Origin of the sequence: Piscinibacter sp. (assembly GCF_047600445.1) — a bacterium.
Lineage (GTDB): Bacteria > Pseudomonadota > Gammaproteobacteria > Burkholderiales > Burkholderiaceae_C > Piscinibacter.
Map to the genome: position 1 here is coordinate 1,401,591 of NZ_JASGKT010000002.1, position 22,939 is coordinate 1,424,529.

The following is a 22,939-nucleotide window of genomic DNA, read 5'->3' on the forward strand; positions in this document are numbered from 1 at the left end:
GCTGTCAGTCCTTGCCCGGCCCCGAGACCTTGTGCCGCATCAGGCGGCCTTTTTCGCGCTCCCAGTCCTTCTGCTTCTCGCTCTCGCGCTTGTCGTGCTGCGCTTTGCCCTTGGCCAGCGCGATCTCGGCCTTCACGCGTCCGCCCTTGTAGTGCAGGTCCAGCGGCACGAGCGTGAAGCCCTTCTGCTCGACCTTGCCGATCAGGCGGCGGATCTGCTCCTTGTGCATCAACAGCTTCTTGGTGCGGTCGGCCTCGGGATGCACGTGCGTCGAGGCGCTGCGCAGCGCGTTGATGCGGCAGCCGATCAGGTGCAGCTCGCCGTCGCGGATCACCACGTAGCCGTCGGTCAGTTGCACCTGGCCGGCGCGGATCGCCTTGATCTCCCAGCCTTCGAGCACGATGCCGGCCTCGAAGCGCTCCTCGATGTGGTAGTCGTAGCGGGCGCGGCGGTTTTCGGCGATGGGCATGGAAGGGCGGGTGCGGCCGGGGGCCGCCAATAGAATCGCGCGATTGTATGAAGCACGTGAAGAAGTCGGTCCTGCTGTGGTACTCGCCGCACGAGATGTACACGCTCGTCACCGGCATCGCCGACTACCCGAAGTTCCTGCCCTGGTGCGAACGCGCCGAGGTGATCGAGCAGCACGACGGCGGCATGACCGCGCGGCTGCACCTGCACTACGCCGGCGTGCGCCACGCCTTCACGACGCGCAACACGCACGTGAGCGACGCCTCGGTGCAGATGGACCTGGTCGACGGCCCGTTCTCGCTGCTCGAGGGCCTGTGGCGCTTCGTGCCGCTGGCGATGCCGGGCAACGACGCGGCGCAGGCCTGCCGCATCGAGTTCGAGCTGCGCTACGCGTTCAGCAGCAAGGCGCTCGAAACCGTCGTCAGCCCGGTGTTCGACCGTGTCGCCAACACCTTCGTCGATTCCTTCGTGCGCCGCGCCGAAGAGATCCACGGCGAGCGCTGAGCGCATGCGCGTCAGCGTGGCCTACAGCCCGCGCGCGGGCGAAGTCGACGAGGTGACGGTCGAGCTGCCGCCGGGCGCGACGCTGGCCGACGCGATCCGCGCCAGCGGCATGGCCGCTCGCCATCCGGGGCTGGACCTGGCCGGCGCGAAGCTCGGCGTGTGGGGCAGGGTGCAGCCGGCGACACATCCGCTGCGCGAGCGCGACCGCGTCGAGATCTACCGTGCCTTGCAGGTGGACCCGAAAGAGGCGCGGCGGCAGCGCTATCGCGGCACGGCGGCGTCGCGGCGCCGCTGAGAGGCGGCCGACTCTCTACTGCGCGCAGTTCGCGCCGGCGACGTCGCGGGCGCGCTTCACCTCGTCGGCGCGCATCTTGTCGTCGAGCACCTCGCGCTCGCCCTTCTCGTTGATGCGCGCCATGCGCATGCCGCTTTCGAGCGTGCGAAGCTGTTCGCGCGCGCGCTTGCAGTTGTCGGCCTTGGCGGCGGCGACGCGCTGCTCTTCTTCCTTGGTCTTGGCCGCCGCGTCCTGCTCGGCCTTCTTGCGCTTGGCTTCGAGTTCGGGGTCGACCGCCGCGGCCGGCTGCGACGCCGCGGAGGCGGCCGGCGCGGCGGCGGGGGCGGCCGCGCGCAAGGTGGCGGCGCTCGGGCGCTGCAGGATGTCCTTCTCGGCCACGCCGGCGGGCGGCGGCAGGTCGCTGTACTGGATCTGGCCATTGGCCCCGCGCCACTTCCACTGCGCCGCGGCGGGCAGGGCCAGCACGGCGCCGGCGAGGGCGATGGACACGAGGGCGGCGAGACGGCAACGCATCATGGTGCGACGAGAGGCAGGCGGCATTGCGCCACAGTGTAGCGGCGGCACCCGCGCGCGCGCCGTGCGAACGGTCACGAAACGTGCGCTGCTGCACGCTCCCTATAATCCGCTTTTGCGTCTGGAGCCCGCCTCATGCGCCTTCTCGGCAAAGCGCTCACCTTCGACGATGTGTTGCTGGTGCCCGCCTTCTCCCAGGTCTTGCCGCGCGACACCACGCTCGCCACGCGCCTGACCCGGAACATCCGCCTGAACCTGCCGCTGGTGTCCGCCGCGATGGACACCGTCACCGAGGCGCGCCTGGCGATCGCCATCGCCCAGGAGGGCGGCATCGGCATCGTGCACAAGAACCTCAGCCCGAAGCAGCAGGCGGCCGAGGTGGCGCGCGTCAAGCGCTACGAGAGCGGGTTGCTGAAGGATCCGATCACCATCTCGCCGGGCGTGCCGGTGCGCCACGTGATCGAACTCTCCAAACAGCACGGCATCTCCGGCTTTCCGGTGGTCGACGAAGGCCGCGTGGTCGGCATCGTCACCAACCGCGACCTGCGCTTCGAGACCCGGCTCGACGTGCCGGTGCGCGAGATCATGACGCCGCGCGAGCGCCTGATCACGGTGCGCGAAGGCGCCTCGCTCGAAGAAGGCAAGGCGCTGATGCACCAGCACAAACTGGAGCGCGTGCTGGTCGTCAACGACGCCTTCGAACTGCGCGGCCTGATGACGGTGAAGGACATCACCAAGCAGACCAGCTTCCCGAACGCCGCGCGCGACGTGCAGGGCAAGCTGCGCGTCGGCGCCGCCGTGGGCGTGGGCGAGGGCACCGAGGAGCGTGTCGAGCTGCTGGTGAAGGCCGGCGTCGACGCGCTGATCGTCGACACCGCGCACGGCCACAGCCACGGCGTGATCGAACGCGTGCGCTGGGTCAAGCGCAACTTCCCGCAGGTCGAGGTGATCGGCGGCAACATCGCCACCGGCGCGGCCGCGCTGGCGCTGGCCGAGGCGGGCGCCGACGGCGTCAAGGTCGGCATCGGGCCGGGCTCGATCTGCACCACGCGCATCGTCGCCGGCGTCGGCGTGCCGCAGATCACCGCGATCGACAATGTCGCGCGCGCGCTGGCCGGCTCCGACGTGCCGCTGATCGCCGACGGCGGCATCCGCTACTCGGGCGACATCGCCAAGGCCATCGCGGCCGGCGCGCACACCGTGATGATGGGCGGCATGTTCGCCGGCACCGAAGAGGCGCCCGGCGAGGTGATCCTCTACCAGGGCCGCAGCTACAAGAGCTACCGCGGCATGGGCTCGATCGGCGCGATGAAGGCCGGCTCGGCCGACCGCTACTTCCAGGAGAACGACGAGGCCGCCAACCCGAACGCCGACAAGCTGGTGCCCGAGGGCATCGAGGGCCGCGTGCCCTACAAGGGCTCGCTGGTGTCCATCATCTTCCAGATGGCCGGCGGCATCCGCGCCGCGATGGGCTACTGCGGCTGCGCCACCATCGAGGAGATGCGCAGCAAGGCCGAGTTCGTCGAGATCACCGCGGCCGGCATCCGCGAGAGCCACGTCCACGACGTGCAGATCACGAAGGAAGCGCCGAACTACCGCGCGGAGTGACGGCCGCGATGTCCGACAGCGATCGCGGGCCGAGCGCCGGGCCGCCCCAAGCCGGCCCCCGCCGGCCCCGAGACGGGGCCGGCACTCCGGCCGTCCATGCCCGCGCAGGCGGGCATGGAGCCGCGGCCGTCGTTCCCCTCGGGGGATCGTCGGGCGTAACCGCACGACCAGGGGCCGTCAGGACGGCTGCGATGCCATTCATCCTGGTGACGGTGCTGCTCGACATGGTCGCGATCGGCCTGATCGTGCCCGTGCTGCCGCTGATCGTCGGGCAGTTCACCGATTCGCCCGCCGCGCAGGCCTTCTGGTTCGGCGCGGTCGCCTTCGCCTTCGGCATCGCCAACTTCTTCGCCGCGCCCGTCCTCGGCGCGCTGTCCGATCGCCACGGCCGCCGGCCGGTGCTGCTGCTGGGCCTGAGCGGGCTGGCGATCAGCTTCATCGTCACCGGGCTGGCCACCGCGCTGTGGATGCTGATCGCGGTGCGCCTGGTCAGCGGCGCGATGCAGGCCAACGCCGCGGTGGCCAATGCCTACGTGGCCGACATCAGCGCGCCGGCCGAGCGCGCGCGGCGCTTCGGGCTGCTCGGCGCGATGTTCGGCCTGGGCTTCATCCTCGGGCCGATGATGGGCGGGCTGCTCGGCGCCGTCGACGTCCGGCTGCCGTTCTTCGCCGCCGGCGCGCTGGCGATCCTGAACTGGCTGTACGGCTACTTCGTGCTGCCCGAGTCGCTGCCCGCCGAACGCCGCCGCGCCTTCGAGTGGAAACGCGCCAACCCGTTCTCGGCCCTGAGGCAGCTCGGCGCGCTGCAAGGCGTCGGCCCGCTGGTGGTGGTGATCGGCCTGGCGCAGCTCGCGCAGTTCACGCTGCATTCGAGCTGGGTGCTGCACAACGCCTTCAAGTTCGGCTGGGGGCCGGCGGAGAACGGCTGGTCGCTGTTCGTCGTCGGCGTGATGTCGTTCCTGGTGCAGGGCGTGCTGCTGCGCGTGCTGCTCAAGCGCTTCTCGCCGCAGCGGCTGGCGAGCATCGGCCTGGTCGGCTCGGCGCTGACCTACCTCGGCTTCGGCCTGGCCACCGAGGGCTGGATGCTGCTCGTGGTGATCGTCGTCGGCACGCTGATCGGCGCGGGCGCGCAGGCGGCCATCCAGAGCATCGTCTCGAACGCCGCCGACGCGCACTCGCAGGGCCAGACCGCCGGCTCGGTGGCCTCGCTGACCAGCCTGATGGCGGTGGTCGCGCCGGTGATCGCCGCGCCGCTGCTGGGCATCGTCTCGCACCTGCCGCGCGGCGACATGCGCATCGGCCTGCCGTTCTTCTTCTGCGCGCTGCTGCAGGCCGCCGGCGCCACCATCGCCTTCCTCCATTTCCGCCGCCAGCGCGCCGCGGCGCACGCCGCGGCCACGGCCTGACTTCGACCGCCATGCACGACAAGATCCTCATCCTCGACTTCGGCTCGCAGGTCACGCAACTGATCGCGCGGCGCGTGCGCGAGGCGCACGTCTACTGCGAGATCCATCCGAACGACGTGTCGGACGAGTTCATCCGCGCCTTCGCGCCCAAGGGCGTGATCCTCTCCGGCAGCCACGCCAGCACCTACGAAGACCACCAGCTCCGCGCGCCGCAGGCGGTGTGGGACGCGGGCGTGCCGGTGCTGGGCATCTGCTACGGCATGCAGACCATGGCCACGCAGCTCGGCGGCAAGGTCGAGTGGAGCGACCACCGCGAGTTCGGCTACGCCGAGGTGCGCGCGCGCGGCCACACGAAGCTGCTCGCCGGCATCCAGGACTTCGCCACGCCCGAGGGCCACGGCATGCTCAAGGTGTGGATGAGCCACGGCGACAAGGTCACCGAGCTGCCGCCGGGCTTCAAGCTGATGGCCAGCACGCCGAGCTGCCCGATCGCCGGCATGGCCGACGAGGCGCGCGGCTACTACGCCGTGCAGTTCCACCCCGAGGTGACGCACACGCTGCAGGGCCGCGCGCTGCTGGAGCGCTTCGTGCTCGAGATCGCGCAAGCGAAGCCCGACTGGGTGATGCGCGACCACATCGCCGAGGCGGTGGTGAAGATCCGCGAGCAGGTCGGCGACGAGGAGGTGATCCTGGGCCTGTCGGGCGGTGTCGATTCGAGCGTGGCGGCGGCGCTGATCCACCGCGCCATCGGCGAGCAGCTCACCTGCGTGTTCGTCGACCACGGCCTGCTGCGCCTGAACGAAGCGCAGATGGTGATGGAGATGTTCGCCGGCCGGCTGCACGCGAAGGTGGTGCACGTGGACGCGAGCGAGCAGTTCCTCGGCCACCTGAAGGGCGTGAGCGACCCGGAGCACAAGCGCAAGATCATCGGCCGCGAGTTCGTCGAGGTGTTCCAGGCCGAGGCGAAGAAGCTGAAATCCGCCAAGTGGCTGGCGCAGGGCACGATCTACCCCGACGTGATCGAGAGCGGCGGCGCCAAGACCAAGAAGGCGACCACGATCAAGAGCCACCACAACGTCGGCGGCCTGCCCGAGACGCTGGGCCTGAAGCTGCTGGAGCCGCTGCGCGACCTGTTCAAGGACGAGGTGCGCGAGCTGGGCGTGGCGCTCGGCCTGCCGCACGAGATGGTGTACCGCCACCCGTTCCCCGGCCCGGGGCTGGGCGTGCGCATCCTCGGCGAGGTGAAGAAGGAATACGCCGAACTGCTGCGCCGCGCCGACGCGATCTTCATCGACGAGCTGCGCATGGCGATCGACGAGCACTCGGGCAAGAGCTGGTACGACCTGACCAGCCAGGCCTTCGCGGTGTTCCTGCCCGTCAAGAGCGTCGGTGTGATGGGCGACGGCCGCACCTACGACCACGTGGTGGCGCTGCGCGCGGTGCAGACCAGTGACTTCATGACCGCCGACTGGGCCGAACTGCCGTATTCGCTGCTGAAGAAGGTGTCGGGGCGCATCATCAACGAGGTGCGCGGCATCAACCGCGTGACCTACGACGTCAGCTCGAAGCCGCCGGCGACGATCGAGTGGGAGTGATTCAGGGTTCGCGCTCCCCGACGCCAGACGACCGCGCCGCTCGCGAGCCGCAGAAGACCGCGGCGACGATGCCGCAGATCAGACCCACGATCGGGCCGAACACCAGGCCCATCGCCATCGCTCCGCCGCCGTCGTGATCATGGATCTTGAATAAACCGGTATAGACGCTGTAGCCGACCATGAGCACGACATAGCCGGCGACGGCGCCCGCGACGAAGCCCAACAGGCTGGCGATGAAGACCTGGATCACATCCCCCCAAGTTTCTTTTTCGATTCGACCGAGCACGAATCGAGCGCGCGCCCAGGCTACCCCAAGCGAGCCGGGCCGTGCCGGCCCGTGACTACAATTCTCCGCGTGCGCCGCGGCAGGTGGAGGCGCTGGGCGAACTGATCCGAGGAACCCCACCGTGCCCCAAGCGCTTCAATCGGATGTCGTGGTCGCCGGCGGCGGCCTCGCCGGCATCGTCACCGCCACCGGGTGCCTGCGCGCCGGCCTGCGCGTCACGCTGATCGACCGCGACACGCCCGAGCGCCTCGGCGGCCTCGCGCTGTGGGCCTTCGGCGGCATGGCGCTGGTGGGCACGCCCTTGCAGCGGCGCATGAAGATCCCCGATTCGCCCGAACGCGCGCTGCGCGACTGGCTGAGCTTCGCCGAGCTGTCCGATGCCGACGTCTGGCCGCGCCGCTGGGCCGAGCACTACGTGCAGCACTCGCGCGCGCAGGTGTACGACTGGCTGGTGGCGCAGGGCCTGAAGTTCCTGCCGGCGGTCAACTGGGTCGAGCGCGGGCTCCAGGGCGAGGGCAACAGCGTGCCGCGTTATCACATCCTGTGGGGCAGCTCGCGCGAGTTGGCGCGGCGCATGATCGCGGCGATGAAGGCGGCCGACGCGGGCGGGCGCCTCGCGCTGCTCAGCGGCCACCGCGTCACGGCCATCGAGCACGGCGGCGGCGCCGTCTCGGGCGTGCAGGCGATCGACGAAGCGAGCGGCGCCGCCGTGCGCGTCGACGCGCCGGTGGTGGTGCTGGCGATGGGCGGCCTCAACGGCTCCACCGAGCAGGCCATCGCCAACTGGCCGGCCGGCCGGCCGCGTCCGGCCACGATGCTCAACGGCGCGCACCCGTTCGCCGACGGCCGGCTGCATCGCTTCGCGGCCGAACAGCTCGGCGGCCAGGTCACGCACGCCGGCGAGATGTGGAACTACGCCGCCGGCTTTCCGCATCCGCAGCCGCATTTCCCCGGCCACGGGCTGTCCACCATTCCCTGCAAGTCGGCGCTGTGGCTGGACCATCGCGGGCGGCGCATCGGCCCCGAGCCGCTGGTCACCGGCTTCGACACCCACGAGCTCTGCCAGCGCGTCGCCGCGCAGGAGAAGCCCTGGACCTGGCACCTGCTGAACCGGCGCATCGCCGCCAAGGAGTTCGCCATCTCGGGCGCCGAGCACAACCAGCGCCTGCGCGACAAGCAGTTCCTGCACTTCGTGCGCGAAACCGTGCTCGGCAATCACCGCCTGCTGCGCCAGATGCAGCGCGAGAGCGCGCATTTCCTGGTCGACGACACGCTGGCCGGCCTGGCGCGCCAGATGAACGCGCTGACGCAGAGCAGCGACGTCGACCCCGCGGTGCTGCAGGCGACGGCCGACGCCTTCGACGCCAACTTCGCCGGCAAGGATCTCGCGCTCGCCAACGACGACCAGATCCGCCGCATCCTGCATGCGCGCCAGTGGGGGCCGGACCGGCTGCGCACCTGCGCGCCGGCACCCTTGCAGAAGAAGGGCGCCGGGCCCTTCATCGCGATCCAGGTGCAGCTGATCACGCGCAAGAGCCTGGGCGGCCTGCAGACCGACCTGCAAAGCCGCGTGCTGCGCGCCGACGGCAGCGCGGCCAGCGGCCTGTACTGCGTCGGCGAGGCCGCCGGCTTCGGCGGCGGCGGCGCCAGCGGCAAACGCTCGCTGGAAGGCACTTTTCTGCCCGGCTGCATCCTCACGGCGCAAGCCGCCGCCGCTTCCATCACCCAAGGCAAGACGACCCCATGAACGGCGCCCAGGCCCTGATCAAGACGCTCGCCGACGCCGGCGTCGAGGTGTGCTTCAGCAACCCCGGCACCTCGGAGATGCACTTCGTCGCCGCGCTCGACCACGAACCGCGCCTGCGCGCCGTGCTGACGCTGTTCGAAGGCGTGGCCAGCGGCGCGGCCGACGGCTACGCGCGCATGGCCGGCAAGCCGGCGGCCACGCTGCTGCACCTGGGCTGCGGCCTGGGCAACGGGCTGGCCAACCTGCACAACGCGCGCAAGGGCCGCGTGCCGCTGCTGAACATCGTGGGCGACCACGCCACCTACCACGTCAAGCACGACGCGCAATTGCAATCCGACATCGAGACCGTGGCGCGCAACGTGTCGAGCTGGGTGCGCACCTCGGCCTCCACCGCCGCGCTGTGCGAAGACGCGGTGCAGGCGCTCGCCGCGACCCTGGGTCCGCCGGGGCAGGTGGCCACGCTGATCCTGCCGGCCGACGTGTCGTGGTCGGAAGGCGGCGTGCCCGCCGCGCCGCCGCCGCCCGCGCCGGTGCCGGCGGCGGACGACGCGGTGCTGGCCGCCATCGCGCAGGCGGTGCGCAGCGGCGCGCCGGCGGCGCTGCTGCTCGGCGGCCGCGCGCTGCGCGAACCCGCGCTGCTGGCCGCGGCGCGCATCGCGGCGCGCTGCGGCGTCAAGCTGCTGGCCGAGGTCTTCCCGACGCGCATCGAGCGCGGCGCGGGCCTGCCGCACGTCGAGCGCATCGCCTACCTCGCCGAGTTCGCGTCCGTGCAGTTGCAGGGGCTGCGCCACCTGATCCTGGTCGATGCCAAGGCGCCGGTGTCGTTCTTCGCCTACCCGGGCAAGAAGAGCGACCTGGTGCCCGAGGGCTGCGAGGTGCACACGCTGGCGCGCTTCGACCAGGACGCCGAGGCCAGCCTCGCCGCGCTCGCGCAGCGCCTCGGCGCCGGCGATGCGCAGCCCGCGCTGCAGGCGCCGCAGCGGCCCGGCCGGCCGCGCGGCAAGCTCAGCGCCGAGAAGGTCTGCAAGGCCATAGGCGCCATGCTGCCGGAGCGCGCCATCGTCGTCGACGAGGCGCAGACCTCGGGCGTGCTGCTGAGCGCCTTCACGCGCGGCGCGCCGCGCCACGACGTGCTCACGCTCACCGGCGGCGCGATCGGCCAGGGCCTGCCGGCCGCCGTGGGCGCGGCCATCGCCTGTCCGGACCGCCCGGTGCTCGCGCTGTGCGGCGACGGCTCGGCGATGTACACCCTCCAGGCGCTGTGGACGATGGCGCGCGAGCGGCTCGACGTGATCGCGGTGGTCTTCAACAACCGCTCCTACGCGATCCTCAACGTCGAGTTGCAGCGTGTCGGCGCCCAGGGCAGCGGCGAGAAGGCGCGCGCGCAGCTCGATCTCGACCGGCCCGGCCTGGACTTCGTGCAAATGAGCCAGGGCCTGGGCGTGCCGGCCGTGCGCGCGACCAGCGCCGAGGACTTCGTCGCCGCGCTCGAGCACGCGCTGCGCACGCGCGGGCCGCACCTGATCGAAGCGGTGGTGCCGAGCGCCTTCTCCGGCCTGCGGCTGCGGCTGCTGCCGCGCCTGCTGGCTTCACTGGGCAGCCTGCCGCCGGCGGTGGCGCGCGCGATCAAGCGCAAAGTGGCGCCCTGAGCCGCCGCTGAAGGGCGGCGGGTCTCCCGCCGTCACCCCGCGCATGGGGAGGGTTTCGTGTCGATTCATTGAATGAGAACTATTCTCAAGTAGAATCGACGCCATGCTGCCACCGAACCTCGCCGCACCCGACGCCGCCGTCACCACTTGGCGCTGGCGCACCTGGCTGGGCCTGGCGATCGCGGGCGCGGGTGCGCTGATCCTGCTGTTCCAGGTCTGGCGCGCGCTGCGCGGCGACCCGGTCGTCGCCGGCGCCTTGCTGGGCGGCTCGGCGGCGGCGCTGGCCACCGCGCTGGGCACGCTGCCGGTGCTGCTGTCGCAGCGCCTGTCCGACCGGGTGCAGGACACGCTGTTCGGCTTCGGCGCCGGCGTGATGCTGGCGGCCAGCGCGTTCTCGCTGGTGATCCCGGGTTTGCAGGCGGCGCGCGCGGCCGGCGTGTTCGGCGGCGGGCCGTGGTCGGCCGGCGCGGTGGTGGGCCTGGCGATCGTCGCCGGCGCCGTCGCGCTGCTGGCGCTCGACCGGCTGCTGCCGCACGAGCATTTCATCAAGGGCCGCGAGGGCGCGGCGGCGCGCACGCTGCGCCGCACCTGGCTGTTCGTCATCGCCATCGCGCTGCACAACCTGCCCGAAGGGCTGGCGATCGGCGTCGGCTACGCGGGCAACGACGGCCTGCGCGCCAACGCGCTGGCCATGGGCATCGCGATCCAGGACGTGCCGGAAGGCCTGGTGGTGGCCGCCGCGCTGCTGGGTGCCGGCTACCGGCGCGCCGTGGCGGTGGGGCTGGGCATCGCGTCCGGGCTGGTCGAGCCGCTCGGCGCGGTGGCGGGCGCGGCCATCGTCGGCTACTCGGCCGCGCTGCTGCCCTGGGGCCTGGGTTTCGCCGCCGGCGCGATGCTCTACGTGATCAGCCACGAGATCATTCCCGAGTCGCACCGCAAGGGGCACGAGGCCTCGGCCACCGCCGGGCTGATCGTCGGCTTCGTGCTGATGATGATGCTCGACACCGCGCTGGGCTGAGGTCTGCCCGCCATGCATGAATGCCTCTCGGCCGTGCCCTCGACGCTGCGCATTCCGCTGGCGGCGCGCGCGCTCGGCGATGCGCTGTTTCCTTCGGTGGCGGTGGACGACGCGCACGCCGCGCGCCTGCTCGCCGCTCTGGGCGACGACGGCGCGCTGTGGCTGCGCGACCGCGGCAGCGTCTACGGCGTGCTGGCGCGCACGCGGCGCTTCCGCGAACTGGCCGGCGCCTACCTGGCGCGGCATCCGGCCGGCCACGTGGTCAACCTCGGCTGCGGTCTCGCGCACTACTTCCAATGGCTCGACAACGGCCAGGCGCACATGACCGATGCCGATCTGGGCGAAGTGTTCGCCATCCGCCGCGCGCTGCTGCCGGCCGCGGGTGGCCGCCACGTGCTGCGTGAAGTGAATCTCGCCGACGCCGGCTGGTGGGATGCGCTCGGCCTGCCTGCGCAGCGCGGCGAGGCGCCGGTGTTCCTGTTCGCCGAAGGCGTCTTCATGTACCTGCAGCCCGAAGTCGTGCAGGCGGTGCTGCGCACCTTCGGCGAGCGCGCGCCGGCTGAATCGGTTTTCGCCTTCGACGCGATGTGCTGGCTGGCGGCGGGGCGCGCGAAGCAGCATCCGTCGGTGCGCCACACGGAGGCCGAATTCCACTGGGGGCCGCGCCGCCCGGCCGAGCTGACGGCGCCGTCGCCACGGCTGCGCCTCGCCGCGGCGCACCCGGTGATGGAGGGCTACGGCTGGCCGTACCAGTGGATGGGGCCGCTGTTCCGGGCCGTGCTGGGCGTGCCGTTCTATGCGCTCTACGAGCTGCACGCGACCGACACGGAAAACTGATGCGCATCGACGCACGCGACTTCGAGCAGCTCGCGCGCGAGCACCGCGCGCTGATGCGCGACTACGGGCGCGTGCAGTCGCGGTGCAGCGAGCAACTGCTGGCGCAGGCGCGCCGCATCGAGCGGCTCGATGCGCAGGCCGTGCGCCTGCGCGCCGAACTGATCGTGCGCGAGACCGCGCTCGCCTGGGCGCGCGAGGACCTGGCCGCGCTCGAGCAGGCCATCCCCGGCCTGCCGCGCCGCGTGAGGCTGGCGCGGCACGTCGAGGCGCTGCTGGCGCGCAACCGCGAGCTGATGCGCGAGCGCACGCGCGGCGAGCCGCCGGCCGCCACGGTGCTGCCGCCGCCCGACGATGCCGAGGCGCTGGAAGCCAGCCTGCGCGCCGCCGACCTGGTGATCTGCCAGACCGGCTGCCTGAGCCACGCCGCGTTCTGGCGCGTGCAAGACCATTGCCGGCGCACCGGCAAGGCCTGCGTGCTGGCCGAGCAGCCCGAGGCGCTGCGCATCGTGCGCATCCACAAGGCGCCGGCGAGCAACTAAGATCGCCGTCTCGGATTCGAGGAGCGTGCCATGAGCCACCAGTTCTCTCGTCTCGCAGCCGCCGGCCTGCTCGCCGCGGCCGCCGCCACGGCCGGCGCCGCCGAGTTCAGCGTCGGCTTCGTCCACCCCGAGACCTACACCGACGCCGGCTACTCGCGCTCGCCGGCCAGCGAGCGCGACCGCGCCGAGGTGATGCACGACATCGAGCAGCACCTGCAGCGCCTGGCCGAACGCAGCCTGCCGGCCGGCGACACGCTGCGCATCGAGGTGCTCGACATCGACCTGGCCGGGCACTTCGAGCCGTTCCGCTTCCGCGGCGCCGACGTGCGCATCGTGCGCGACATCGCCGCGCCGCGCATCAAGCTGCGCTACACGCTCAGCCGCGGCGGCCAGGTGGCGGCGCAGGCCGAGGAGCGCCTCACCGACCTGAGCTTCCTGATGGGCTTCAACCGCTATCCGGCCAGCGACCGGCTGCGCTACGAGAAGGCGATGCTCGACGACTGGTTCGACAAGCGCTTCGCCGCGCCGCAGTAGCCCCGGTCAGGCCGCGCCTGCGCGCCGCGCCGCGATCTCCTGCGCCAGCGCGATCACCGACAGCGGCGCGCAGCCCTCGGCCTTGTTGCTGATCGCGATGCACACCGGCTGGCCGGCGTCGGCGGTGGCCAATGCCACCTTGGCGAGCACGCGGCGGGTGTCGATGTCGGCGTCGGCGATGCGCGTGTAGGGCTCGTAGAGCTGGCGCGCCTTCTCGTAGCCCCAGGCGCCGTGGCGGCGGTGCAGGTTCCAGCGGCAGACCAGCGGGCCGGGCCAGAGCGCGCGCAGCATCGGCAACTGGTCTTCGATGGGCGGCATCTTCGCGTGCAGGCCCAGGCAGTAGGTGGCGCCGGCCGCGCGCAGCAGCGCGGCGAAGGCGGGCGTCAGCAGGGCCGCGTCGCGCACCTGCACCGCCACCACGGCGCCGGGCGCATCGGCCAGCGAGGGCAGGGCGCGCAGCATCGCGCCCAGGCGCTCGTGCAGGCGCGGCAGGTCGTGCAGCCACGCCGGGGGCAGCGGGCTGAGCTGGAACACCAGCGCGCCCAGCCGCTCGCCCAGCCCGGCCAGCGCCGGCTCGGCGAACTCGCGGCAGGCGAGGCCGGGGTCCAGGAACAGCGGGTTGGGCTGCGTCGCGCGGCCGTTCTCGTCGCGCACCACGGCATCGGCCACCGAGGCCGGCGCCTTGACGATGAAGCGAAACGAGGCCGGCACCTGCGCCGCGTAGGCGGCGTACTGCGCGCTGCTCAGCGGCTGGTAGAACGAGCGGTCGATGCTGACGCAGCCCAGCAGCGGGTGCCGCGCGTAGGCGGCCAGGCCGTCGCGCGACAGGCGGCTCTCGCCGTACTCGCCGTTCCAGACGAGGCCGTCCCAACCCGGATAGCTCCACGATGAGGTGCCCAGGCGCAGATTCGATGGCAGTTGCGCGGCCAGCGCGGCGATTTCCGCGCCCACCGGGGCGGCCGCCACGCCGCCGCGGCGCGGCCTGGGCGCCTCGGGAAGGGCAAACAATTCGTCCTGCACGTCGCGCAGCGTAGCCCACCCGGGTTTGCGGCGAGAATGCGCCGCGAGGAAAGGAACAGCGCCGAATGAGCGGGGGACACGACGAAGCCGCGATGCGCCTGGCGATCGACCAGGCGCGCAATGCCTGGCTGGTCGGCGAGGTGCCGGTGGGCGCGGTGATCGTGCGCGAGGGGCCGAACGGCCGCCAGGTCGTCGCCACCGGCTACAACCGGCCCATCACCGAACACGACCCGACCGCGCACGCCGAGATCGTCGCGCTGCGCCACGCCGCGACGCTGCTGGCCAACTACCGGCTGCCCGAGTGCGAGCTGTACGTGACGCTCGAGCCCTGCGCGATGTGCGCGATGGCGCTGATGCACGCGCGCTTCAAGCGCGTGGTGTTCGGTGCCTTCGACCCCAAGACCGGCGCGGCCGGCTCGGTGGTCGACCTGTTCGCCGACCCGCGACTGAACCACCACACCGAGGTCGCCGGCGGCGTGCTCGGCGACGAGTGCGGCGCGCTGCTGCGCGAGTTCTTCGCCGAGCGGCGCGAGCAGTACCGCCAGCGCCGCGGCGAGCGCCAGGCCGACGCCCCCGACACCATTCCCGCCGGCGAGGCGATCGAACTCGAACACCCCGATGCATCACCACCACCATCACCATGACCAGTCGCTGACGCTGTTCACGCCCTCCGGCGTGGTGGCGAAGGCGGCAACGCTGCGGCTGGCGGCCCGGCGCCTGCACGAGCTGGGCTTCCGGGTGTCGGTCGACGAAGCCGCGACCGCCCGGCACCAGCGCTTCGGCGGCGACGACGACACCCGCCTGGCCGCGCTGCACCGCGTCGCCGCCGCGGCGCCCGACATCGCGATGGCCGCGCGCGGCGGCTACGGCCTGACGCGGCTGCTGGACCGCATCGACTGGAAGCTGATCGCCGCGAGCGTCGAGCGCGGCACGCGCTGGGTCGGCCACAGCGACTTCACCGCGCTGCAGCTCGGCCTGCTCGCGCATGCGAAGGGCGTCACCTGGGCCGGGCCGATGGCGTGCTACGACTTCGGCGGCGAGGCGCTCGACGACGTCACCCGCGACTGCTTCCGCGAGGCGATGAGCGGCGAGCTGGAGGCGGTGGGCTTCCGCACCGACGAGGGCTTCGACGGGCTCGAGGTCAAGGGCACGCTGTGGGGCGGCAACCTCGCGATGCTGGTCTCGCTGCTGGGCACGCCGCACTGGCCGCGCATCAAGGGCGGCGTGCTGTTCGTCGAGGACGTCAACGAGCACCCCTACCGCATCGAACGCGCCTTGCTGCAGCTTCATCAGGCCGGCGTGCTCGACGCGCAGAAGGCCATCCTGCTCGGCGACTTCACCGAATGGAAGAAGTCGCCGCTGGACCGCGGCTACTCGCTCAAGACCATGGTGCGGGCGCTGCGCGGCGCGACGCGAACCCCCATCCTCACCGGGCTGCCCTTCGGCCACGTGCCGACCAAGGTGACGCTGCCGGTCGGCGCGCGCGTGCAGCTCGCGGTGCAGGGGCGCGACGCCTTCGCCGGCTGGCGCTGACGCTCGCGCCCTTGCCCTTATCATGCGCGGCTTCGACAAGGGGATCGGCCGCATGCACGGTCAGACGAGAGCCTGGAGCGCACGGATCGCCGCGATGGCGGCGCTGCTGCTGGCCGCCTGCAACAACAGCCCGTACCCCGACGGCGCGGCCGCCACCAACACGCTGTTCAATTCCTTCGACGAGCGCTCGCCGCGCTACCTCGACCCGACCGCGTCGTACAGCAACCCCGAGACGCCGTACACCTACTCGGCCTACGAGCCGATGTACGCCTACCACTACCTGAAGCGGCCCTACGAGCTGATCCCGAAGACCGCCGAGGCGGTGGCGCGCCCGCGCTACGTCGACCAGGCCGGCCGGCCGCTGCCCGACGACGCGCCGGCCGAGCAGATCGCCGAGAGCATCTACGACATCCACCTGAAGAAGGGCATCCTCTACGCGCCGCACCCGGCTTTCGCGAAGGACGACCAGGGCGCGTACCTCTACCACGCGATGAAGCCGGGCGAGGTCGGCGACAAGCGCTCGCCCTGGGATTTCGCGAAGCAGGGCACGCGCGAGCTGGTGGCCGAGGACTACGTCTACGCCTTCAAGCGCCACGCCACCACGCGCATCGAGACGCCGATCTTCGCGATCTTCTCCGAGTACGTGATCGGCCTGAAGGAGTACGGCGAGCTGGTGCGCCGCGAAGACGCCAAGCTGCTCGCCGGGCTGCCCGAGTCGAGCCAGGACAAGCCCTTTCTCGACTTCCGCCGCTGGCCGCTGGCCGGCGTGACCGCGCCCGACAGCCACACGGTGCGCTTTCGCATCAAGGGCAAGTACCCGCAGTGGAAGTACTGGCTGGCGATGACCTTCAGCGCGCCGGTGCCCTGGGAGGCCGACGCCTTCTACGCGCAGCCGGGCATGGCCGTCAACGGCCTGTCGCTGGTGAAATGGCCGGTGGGCACCGGGCCGTACATGATGACCGAGTACGTGCAGGACCGCCGCCACGTGATGAAGCGCAACCCCAACTACCGCGGCGAGCCCTACCCGTGCGAGGGCGAGCCGGGCGACAGGGAGAAGGGCCTGCTGGCCGACTGCGGCAAGACCATGCCCTTCGTCGACACCATCGTCTCCACCATCGTCAAGGAGGCGGTGCCGCGCAAGGAGATGTTCAAGCAGGGCTACCTCGACGTGCCCGAGATCGAGCGGCCCGAGTGGGGCGTGCAGTTCCGCGCCGACATGGAGGATTCCGACGACGTGCGGCGCCGCTTCGAGGCGCGCGGCTTCCTGTTCCCGCAGACCACCGACATCAACAACTGGTACCTCGGCTTCAACTGGCTCGACCCGGTGGTGGGCAAGGGCGACACGCCCGAGCAGCAGGTGAAGAACCGCAAGCTACGCCAGGCGCTGTCGATCGCGATCGACTGGGAAGAGGGCTACGGCCGCATCTTCCGCAGCAAGGGCGGCGTGGCCGCGCACGGGCCGGTGCCGCCGGGCGTGTTCGGCTCGCGCGAGGGCACGGCCGAGGGCATCAACCCGGTGACGCACAAGCTCGTCGACGGCAAGCCGGTGCGCCGCGACATCGAAGACGCGAAGAAGCTGCTCGCCGAGGCCGGCTACCCCGACGGCCGCGACGCGAAGAGCGGCAAGCCGCTGGTGCTGAACTACGACTTCCAGCGCGCGCCCACGCCCGACATCAAGTCGGAGCTCGACTGGATGGTCAAGCAGTTCGCCAAGCTCGGCGTGCAGCTCGAGATCCGCGCCACCGACTACAACCAGTTCCAGGACAAGGTGCTCAAGGGCAAGCAGCAGATCTTCTGGTGGGGCTGGCTGGCCGACTACCCCGACGCCGAGAACTTCCTCTTCCTGCTCTACGGGCCGAACGCCAAGTACCCGAATCAGGGCGAGAACACGGCCAACTACAACAACCCCGAGTACGACCGGCTCTATCGCCTGATGCAGACCATGGAAGACGGGCCCGAGAAGCAGAAGGTGGTCGACCAGATGGTGGCCATCGTGCGCGAGGACGCGCCCTGGGCCTGGGGCTACTGGCCCTACGTGGCGCTGGCCTTCCAGCCCTGGGCGCACAACGGCAAGCCGACCATCGTGGTGCGCGACCTGGCCAAGTACTACCGCATCGACCCGGCGCTGCGCGTGGCCAAGCAGGCCGAGTGGAACCAGCCGGTGCGCTGGCCGCTGGCGCTGATCGCCCTGGTGCTGGCCGTCGCGGTATGGCTCACCTGGCGCGGCTACCGCGTGCGCCAGCAGGCCACCGCCAAGCCGGGCTACGCCTGAGATGAAACCCGGGATGCGCCTCACTGCCGCTTCGACACGGGGCCTTCGGCAAGCTCAGTCCCCTGCTCAGGGCGAACGGTTGCTTCACGCCCGCGCCGCTCCCCTTTTCGGGTCGAGCCTGTCCGAACGGTTGCTTCACGCCCACACCACCCCCCCGTTCGGGCTGAGCTTGTCGAAGCCCGCTGCGCGCCTTGCTGCCCCTTCGACATGCTGACCTACCTGATCCGCCGCCTCGGCTACGGAGTGCTGATCCTGATCGGCGTGAACCTGTTCACCTTCGCGCTGTTCTTCACCGTCAACACGCCCGACGACATGGCGCGGCTGAACATCGGCGGCAAGCGCGTCACGCAGGAGCAGATCGACAAGTGGAAGGCCGAGCGCGGCTACGACAAGCCGCTGTACTGGAACGCGAAGGAGCAGGGCGCCGCCAAGCTGACCCAGACTATCGTCTGGGAGCGCTCGGTCTCGCTGTTCGCGCTGAAGTTCGGCCGCTCCGACGCGCGCGCCGCGATCGACATCGGCTATGAGATCCGCACGCGGATGTGGGTCAGCCTGCAGCTCGCGCTGCCCCTCTTCATCCTGCAGGTGATCGCCAGCACGGCCTTCGCGCTGCTGCTGGTGTTCTTCCGCCACTCGCGCATCGACTTCTGGGGCGTGGTGCTGTGCGTGCTGATGCTGTCGATCTCGGCGCTGTTCTACATCATCGTCGGCCAGTACCTGTTCTCGCGCCTGCTGCGCCTGGTGCCGATCAACGGCTACGCGCCGGGACTGGACGCGGTGAAGTTCCTCGTGCTGCCGATCGCGCTGTCGCTGCTGTCGCGCCTGGGCGGCGAGGCGCGCCTGTACCGCGCGATGTTCCTCGAGGAGATCGGCCGCGACTACGTGCGCACCGCGCGCGCCAAGGGCCTGTCGGAAGCGGTGGTGCTGTTCCGCCACGTGCTGAAGAACGCGCTGATCCCCATCATCACCAGTGCCGGCTCCTACCTGCCCTACGTGTTCCTCGGCAGCCTGGTGTTCGAGAGCTTCTTCGGCATCCCGGGGCTGGGCGCCTTCGTGATCGAGGCGATCACCGGGCAGGACTTCGCCATCGTGCGCTCGATGGTCTTCCTCGGCGCGCTGCTGTACATCGCCAGCTACGTGCTGATCGACGTGGCCTACACCTGGGCCGACCCGCGCGTGCGGCTGTCCTGAGCGCAAACGAAGCACACCATGCCCAAGATCGTCCTGCTCTGGACCGACATCGTGCTCTACGCGATGGCCGCCGCGCTCGTCTGGTACGGCTTTCGCATCCGCGCCAACGCCAACCTGCGCGCCAACTGGTGGAAGGTGCTGCGCGACCCGGCCGCGCTGTCGGCCGGCATCGTGCTGGCGCTGTTCGCGCTGGTCACGCTGGCCGACAGCCTGCACTTCCGCCGCGCGCTGCCGCCGCCGCCGGGCGCCGCGGCCGACGCCAGGATCTTCTACGCCACCACCACCGAAAGCGTGCTCGACCTGCTGCTGGCGCGCCAGATCGGCATGCGCGAGACCGGCTACTCCGAGCCGCTGGCCTGGCTAGGCCTGACGAAAGAGCCGTTCGAACGCGACGGCCAGCCGGTGCGCGACTTCCCGCGCCTGAAGTTCGGCGGCGCGCACCTCGCCGACCCGGCGAACGAGCGCGACGCCGACGTCGCGCTGCGCGCCGCGGCCGGCGCCTGCGGCGGGCTGCTGGCAGCCGCGCTGGCCGCGCTGGGCTGCGCGGCCGCGCTGCGGCGCACGCACGGCGGCTGGCGGCAAGCGCTGCGCGACATCGCCGCCGACCGCACCGATCTGCCGCTGCGCGCCGCGCTGGCCACCGTGGCGGTGGCGGCGATGCTGATCGGCGCGGCGCTCGCGCTGATGGGCCACTACCACGTGTTCGGCACCGACCGCACCGGCAACGACGTGCTGTACCAGGCGCTCAAGAGCGTGCGCACCGCCTTCGTGATCGGCACGCTGGCCACCGTGGCGACGCTGCCCTTCGCGGTGGTGCTGGGCATCCTGGCCGGCTACCTGCGCGGCTGGGTCGACGAGGTGATCCAGTACCTCTACACCACGCTCAGCTCGGTGCCCAACGTGCTGCTGATCGCCGCCTGCGTGCTGATGGTGCAGGTGTTCCTCGACAAGAACCCCGACCTGTTCGAGACCGGGCTGGAGCGCTCCGACCTGAAGATCTTCCTGCTGTGCGTGATCCTCGGCCTGACCGGCTGGGCCACGCTGTGCCGCCTGGTGCGCGGTGAGACGCTCAAGCTGCGCGAACTCGAATACGTGCAGGCCGCCACCGCCTTCGGCGTCGGCCACGCGCGCATCATGGCGCGCCACATCGCGCCCAACGTGATGCACCTGGTGCTGATCACCACGGTGCTGAGCTTCTCCGAGCTGATCCTGTACGAAGCGGTGCTGACCTACGTGGGCGTCGGCGTCGACCCGGCGATGAACAGCTTCGGCGGCATGATCAACCTGGCGCGCAGCGAGATGAGCCGCGACCCGGTGGTGTGGTGGAGTTTCGCCGCCGCCTTCGGCTTCATGGTCACGCTGGTGCTGGCGGCCAACCTGTTCGCCGACGGCGTGCGCGACGCCTTCGACCCGCGCGCGCGCAGCCTGCGGCCTCGCCTGGTGAGGCGCAGCCATGCTTGAACCTTCGGCGGCCAGCCCTTCGGCAGGCACAGGGCGAACGGGCTCGCTCCCTTCGCTGAACAGGCCGTTCGGGCCGAGTTTCTCCGCCCGGTTCGGGCTGAGTTTCTCTTCCCCGTTCGGGCTGAGTTTCTCCACCCCGTTCGGGCTGAGCCCTTCGACAAGCTCAGGACAGGCTCTGTCGAAGCCCCATCGCGCACCTCGGCCGCCCTTCGACAAGCTCAGGGCGAACGGGTTGGCGGCTCCCGCTCTCGAAAACCCCGTTCGGGCCGAGTGCGTCGAAGCCTCGTCGCACACCTTGGTTCGCCCTTCGACAAGCTCAGGGCGAACGGACAACACCCCGTTCGGGCTGAGCCTGCCCACCCCGCCTGGGCTGAACCTGCCCACCCCGCCTGGGCTGAACCTGACCACCCCGTTCGGGCTGAACCTGACCACCCCGCCTGGGCTGAACCTGCCCACTCCGTTCGGGCTGAGCCTGTCGAAGCCCCGTGTCGAAGGGCACGCTCGGGGCGAACGGGTTCATTCCCACCCGAAACGAGCACGATGCTGAAGATCGAGAACCTCGAAGTCACGCTCGACGCCGACGCCGGCCTGGTGCGCGCCATCGACGGGCTGAACCTGGCGATACGCCGTGGCGAGACCTTCGCGCTGGTGGGCGAATCGGGCTGCGGCAAGAGCATGACCGCGCTGGCGCTGATGCGGCTGCTGCCCGAGAACGGCCGCATCGACGCCGGCCGCATCGAGGTCGAGGGCGTCGACGTGCTGGCGCTGCCCGAGTCGAGCATGCGCGCGGTGCGCGGCGGGCGCATCGGCATGATCTTCCAGGAGCCGGCCACCAGCCTGAACCCGGTGATGCGCGTCGGCGAGCAGATCGTCGAGGCCATCGAGAGCCACACCGAACTGCGCGGCGAGGCGGCGCGCGAGCGCGCCATCGAGTGGCTGCGGCGCGTCGGCATCCCCGAGCCCGAGCGGCGCATCGACGAATACCCGTTCCGCCTGTCCGGCGGCCAGAAGCAGCGCGTGATGATCGCGATGACGCTGGCCTGCGAGCCCGACTTCCTGATCGCCGACGAGCCCACCACCGCGCTCGACGTGACCATCCAGGCGCAGATCCTCGAACTGCTCAAGCAGTTGCAGCGCGAGCAGGGCATGGGCCTGCTGCTGATCACGCACGACCTCGCCGTGGTCTCCGGCATGGCGCAGCAGGTGGCGCTGATGTACGCGGGCCAGATCGTCGAGGTGGCGAGCGCCGCCGAGTTCTTCGCCGCGCCGCGCCACCCCTACGCCAAGGCGCTGCTGCGTGCGCTGCCCGACACGCGCAAGCGCGGCGGCGCGCTCGCCGCCATCGCCGGCACCGTGCCGGCGCTGTGGCAGGAATTCCGCGGCTGCCGCTTCGCGCCGCGCTGCGAGCGCGTGATGGACGTCTGCCACGACACCGTGCCGCAGATGCTGCGCGTGGGCGAGGGCAGCGTGCGCTGCCTGCTGTACCGCGACGGCGCGGCGGCTGCGGCGGCCGTTGCCGGCGGCGCCGAGCCGGCGCGCGAAGCCGCGCCGCGCGCCGAGACGCCGGCCGAGGCGCCCGCCAGGGCGCTGCTCGAAGTGCGCGACCTCTCGGTGCGCTTCCCGATCCGCAAGGGGCTGCTGCAGCGCGTGGCCGGCGCCTTCACCGCGGTGGGCGGCGTGTCGTTCGACATCCCGGCCGCGCGCACGCTGGCGCTGGTGGGCGAGAGCGGCTGCGGCAAGACCACCACCGGCAAGGCCATCGTGCAACTGCTGCGCCGCCAGGCGGTGATCGGCGGGCAGGCGCTGTTCGACGGGCAAGACCTGTTCGCGCTCGAAGGCGAGGCGCTGCGCAGCGCGCGGCGCGCGGTGCAGATCGTCTTCCAGGACCCGTTCGGCTCGCTCGACCCGCGCATGCGCGTGCTCGAGATCCTCGAAGAAGGCCTGATCGCGCTGCGCCCCGAACTGGACGGCGCCACGCGCCGCGCGCGGTTGCACGCGCTGGTCGACCAGGTGGGCCTGCGCCGCGACGCGCTGGAGCGCTACCCGCACGAGTTCTCCGGCGGCCAGCGCCAGCGCATCGCCATCGCGCGCGCGCTGGCGGTGGAGCCGCGCCTGATCGTCTGCGACGAGCCGACCTCGGCGCTCGACGTCTCGGTGCAGGCGCAGATCCTGAACCTGCTGCGCGAGCTGCAGCGCGACACCGGTGTGTCGTACCTGTTCATCACGCACAACATCGGCGTGGTGGAGTACATCGCCGACCACATCGCGGTGATGCAGCGCGGGCTGATCGAGGAGCAGGGCAGCGTCGAGCAGGTGCTGGGCGCGCCGCGCACCGAGTACACCCGGGCGCTGCTGGCGGCGGTGCCGCGCATCGCGGCGGCCGCGGCGGCGGCCTGACCCCGGTGTGGGGTCCGCGCACCGTTTCAAGGAAACCCCTAGACAAGTTGCCGCACCGCTGTGGTG

The 22,939-nt window shown here is 71.3% G+C and carries 21 protein-coding genes; 17 read left to right on the forward strand and 4 right to left on the reverse strand.

Features of this window, described 5'->3' with window-relative positions:
* Positions 1-4: 4 nt before the first annotated feature.
* Positions 5-469, reverse strand: coding sequence for an SsrA-binding protein SmpB (gene smpB, locus QM792_RS10740; protein WP_415149854.1), 465 nt, complete (start codon positions 467-469; stop codon positions 5-7).
* A 47-nt stretch (positions 470-516) separates the two neighbouring features.
* On the opposite strand from smpB, the gene QM792_RS10745 reads away from it, so the two are divergent.
* Both QM792_RS10745 and QM792_RS10750 read left to right on the forward strand, forming a co-directional pair.
* Positions 517-972 carry a type II toxin-antitoxin system RatA family toxin gene (locus tag QM792_RS10745; protein ID WP_415149855.1) on the forward strand — a complete coding sequence of 152 codons (456 nt, stop codon included), beginning with the start codon at positions 517-519 and terminating at the stop codon, positions 970-972.
* A 4-nt stretch (positions 973-976) separates the two neighbouring features.
* Positions 977-1,267, forward strand: coding sequence for an RnfH family protein (locus tag QM792_RS10750; RefSeq protein WP_415149857.1), 291 nt, complete (start codon positions 977-979; stop codon positions 1,265-1,267).
* Between the two features lie 15 nt (positions 1,268-1,282).
* Here the strand turns inward: QM792_RS10750 and QM792_RS10755 are convergent, their stop codons facing one another.
* Positions 1,283-1,783, reverse strand: a complete 501-nt coding sequence (locus tag QM792_RS10755; RefSeq protein ID WP_415149859.1) for a DUF4124 domain-containing protein — start codon at positions 1,781-1,783, stop codon at positions 1,283-1,285.
* Positions 1,784-1,915: 132 nt separating this feature from the next.
* On the opposite strand from QM792_RS10755, the gene guaB reads away from it, so the two are divergent.
* From guaB to guaA, 3 genes are all read left to right on the forward strand, one after another.
* Positions 1,916-3,388 (forward strand): IMP dehydrogenase, encoded by a 1,473-nt coding sequence (gene guaB, locus QM792_RS10760; protein WP_415149860.1) that lies wholly within the window; start codon positions 1,916-1,918, stop codon positions 3,386-3,388.
* Positions 3,389-3,579: 191 nt separating this feature from the next.
* A complete protein-coding gene (locus QM792_RS10765; protein ID WP_415149862.1) occupies positions 3,580-4,794 on the forward strand; it encodes an MFS transporter in 1,215 nt (404 codons plus the stop codon).
* Positions 4,795-4,805: 11 nt separating this feature from the next.
* Positions 4,806-6,389 (forward strand): glutamine-hydrolyzing GMP synthase, encoded by a 1,584-nt coding sequence (guaA, locus tag QM792_RS10770; protein ID WP_415149863.1) that lies wholly within the window; start codon positions 4,806-4,808, stop codon positions 6,387-6,389.
* Position 6,390: 1 nt separating this feature from the next.
* Here guaA and QM792_RS10775 read toward each other — a convergent pair whose 3' ends face one another.
* A complete protein-coding gene (locus QM792_RS10775) occupies positions 6,391-6,675 on the reverse strand; it encodes a hypothetical protein (RefSeq protein ID WP_415149865.1) in 285 nt (94 codons plus the stop codon).
* A gap of 121 nt (positions 6,676-6,796) precedes the next feature.
* Here QM792_RS10775 and QM792_RS10780 point away from each other — a divergent pair, with 121 nt between their 5' ends.
* The 6 genes from QM792_RS10780 (at position 6,797) to QM792_RS10805 (ending at position 12,999) form a co-directional block, all read left to right on the forward strand.
* Positions 6,797-8,422: an FAD-dependent oxidoreductase gene (locus QM792_RS10780; RefSeq protein WP_415149866.1), complete on the forward strand. Its 1,626-nt coding sequence runs from the start codon at positions 6,797-6,799 to the stop codon at positions 8,420-8,422.
* A complete protein-coding gene (locus tag QM792_RS10785) occupies positions 8,419-10,071 on the forward strand; it encodes an acetolactate synthase large subunit (RefSeq protein ID WP_415149868.1) in 1,653 nt (550 codons plus the stop codon). Before QM792_RS10780 ends, QM792_RS10785 begins: the two co-directional genes overlap by 4 nt.
* A 103-nt stretch (positions 10,072-10,174) precedes the next feature.
* Entirely contained in the window at positions 10,175-11,089 is a 915-nt protein-coding gene (locus tag QM792_RS10790) for a ZIP family metal transporter (RefSeq protein WP_415149870.1), read from the forward strand.
* Positions 11,090-11,101: 12 nt separating this feature from the next.
* Positions 11,102-11,926, forward strand: coding sequence for a class I SAM-dependent methyltransferase (locus QM792_RS10795; RefSeq protein WP_415149872.1), 825 nt, complete (start codon positions 11,102-11,104; stop codon positions 11,924-11,926).
* Complete coding sequence (locus QM792_RS10800) at positions 11,926-12,465, forward strand: DUF2325 domain-containing protein (RefSeq protein WP_415149873.1); 540 nt, start codon at positions 11,926-11,928, stop codon at positions 12,463-12,465. The genes QM792_RS10795 and QM792_RS10800 overlap by 1 nt, the downstream gene beginning before the upstream one ends.
* A 30-nt stretch (positions 12,466-12,495) precedes the next feature.
* Positions 12,496-12,999, forward strand: a complete 504-nt coding sequence (locus QM792_RS10805; protein WP_415149875.1) for a DUF3016 domain-containing protein — start codon at positions 12,496-12,498, stop codon at positions 12,997-12,999.
* A gap of 6 nt (positions 13,000-13,005) precedes the next feature.
* On the opposite strand, the gene QM792_RS10810 is transcribed toward QM792_RS10805, so the two are convergent.
* Positions 13,006-14,019 (reverse strand): DUF72 domain-containing protein, encoded by a 1,014-nt coding sequence (locus tag QM792_RS10810; RefSeq protein ID WP_415149877.1) that lies wholly within the window; start codon positions 14,017-14,019, stop codon positions 13,006-13,008.
* A gap of 65 nt (positions 14,020-14,084) precedes the next feature.
* Here QM792_RS10810 and tadA point away from each other — a divergent pair, with 65 nt between their 5' ends.
* The 6 genes from tadA to QM792_RS10840 all read left to right on the forward strand — a co-directional run bounded on the left by tadA (position 14,085) and on the right by QM792_RS10840 (position 22,873).
* Positions 14,085-14,663, forward strand: coding sequence for a tRNA adenosine(34) deaminase TadA (tadA, locus tag QM792_RS10815; RefSeq protein WP_415149879.1), 579 nt, complete (start codon positions 14,085-14,087; stop codon positions 14,661-14,663).
* Complete coding sequence (locus QM792_RS10820) at positions 14,638-15,552, forward strand: LD-carboxypeptidase (protein ID WP_415149881.1); 915 nt, start codon at positions 14,638-14,640, stop codon at positions 15,550-15,552. Before tadA ends, QM792_RS10820 begins: the two co-directional genes overlap by 26 nt.
* Positions 15,553-15,604: 52 nt before the next feature.
* On the forward strand, positions 15,605-17,824 hold the full coding sequence (locus QM792_RS10825; protein WP_415149882.1) for an ABC transporter substrate-binding protein: 2,220 nt from the start codon (positions 15,605-15,607) through the stop codon (positions 17,822-17,824).
* Positions 17,825-18,031: 207 nt separating this feature from the next.
* Complete coding sequence (locus tag QM792_RS10830; RefSeq protein WP_415149883.1) at positions 18,032-19,015, forward strand: ABC transporter permease; 984 nt, start codon at positions 18,032-18,034, stop codon at positions 19,013-19,015.
* Between the two features lie 18 nt (positions 19,016-19,033).
* On the forward strand, positions 19,034-20,476 hold the full coding sequence (locus tag QM792_RS10835; protein ID WP_415149884.1) for an ABC transporter permease: 1,443 nt from the start codon (positions 19,034-19,036) through the stop codon (positions 20,474-20,476).
* A 540-nt stretch (positions 20,477-21,016) separates the two neighbouring features.
* A complete protein-coding gene (locus QM792_RS10840) occupies positions 21,017-22,873 on the forward strand; it encodes a dipeptide ABC transporter ATP-binding protein (RefSeq protein ID WP_415149886.1) in 1,857 nt (618 codons plus the stop codon).
* Positions 22,874-22,939 lie beyond the last annotated feature (66 nt).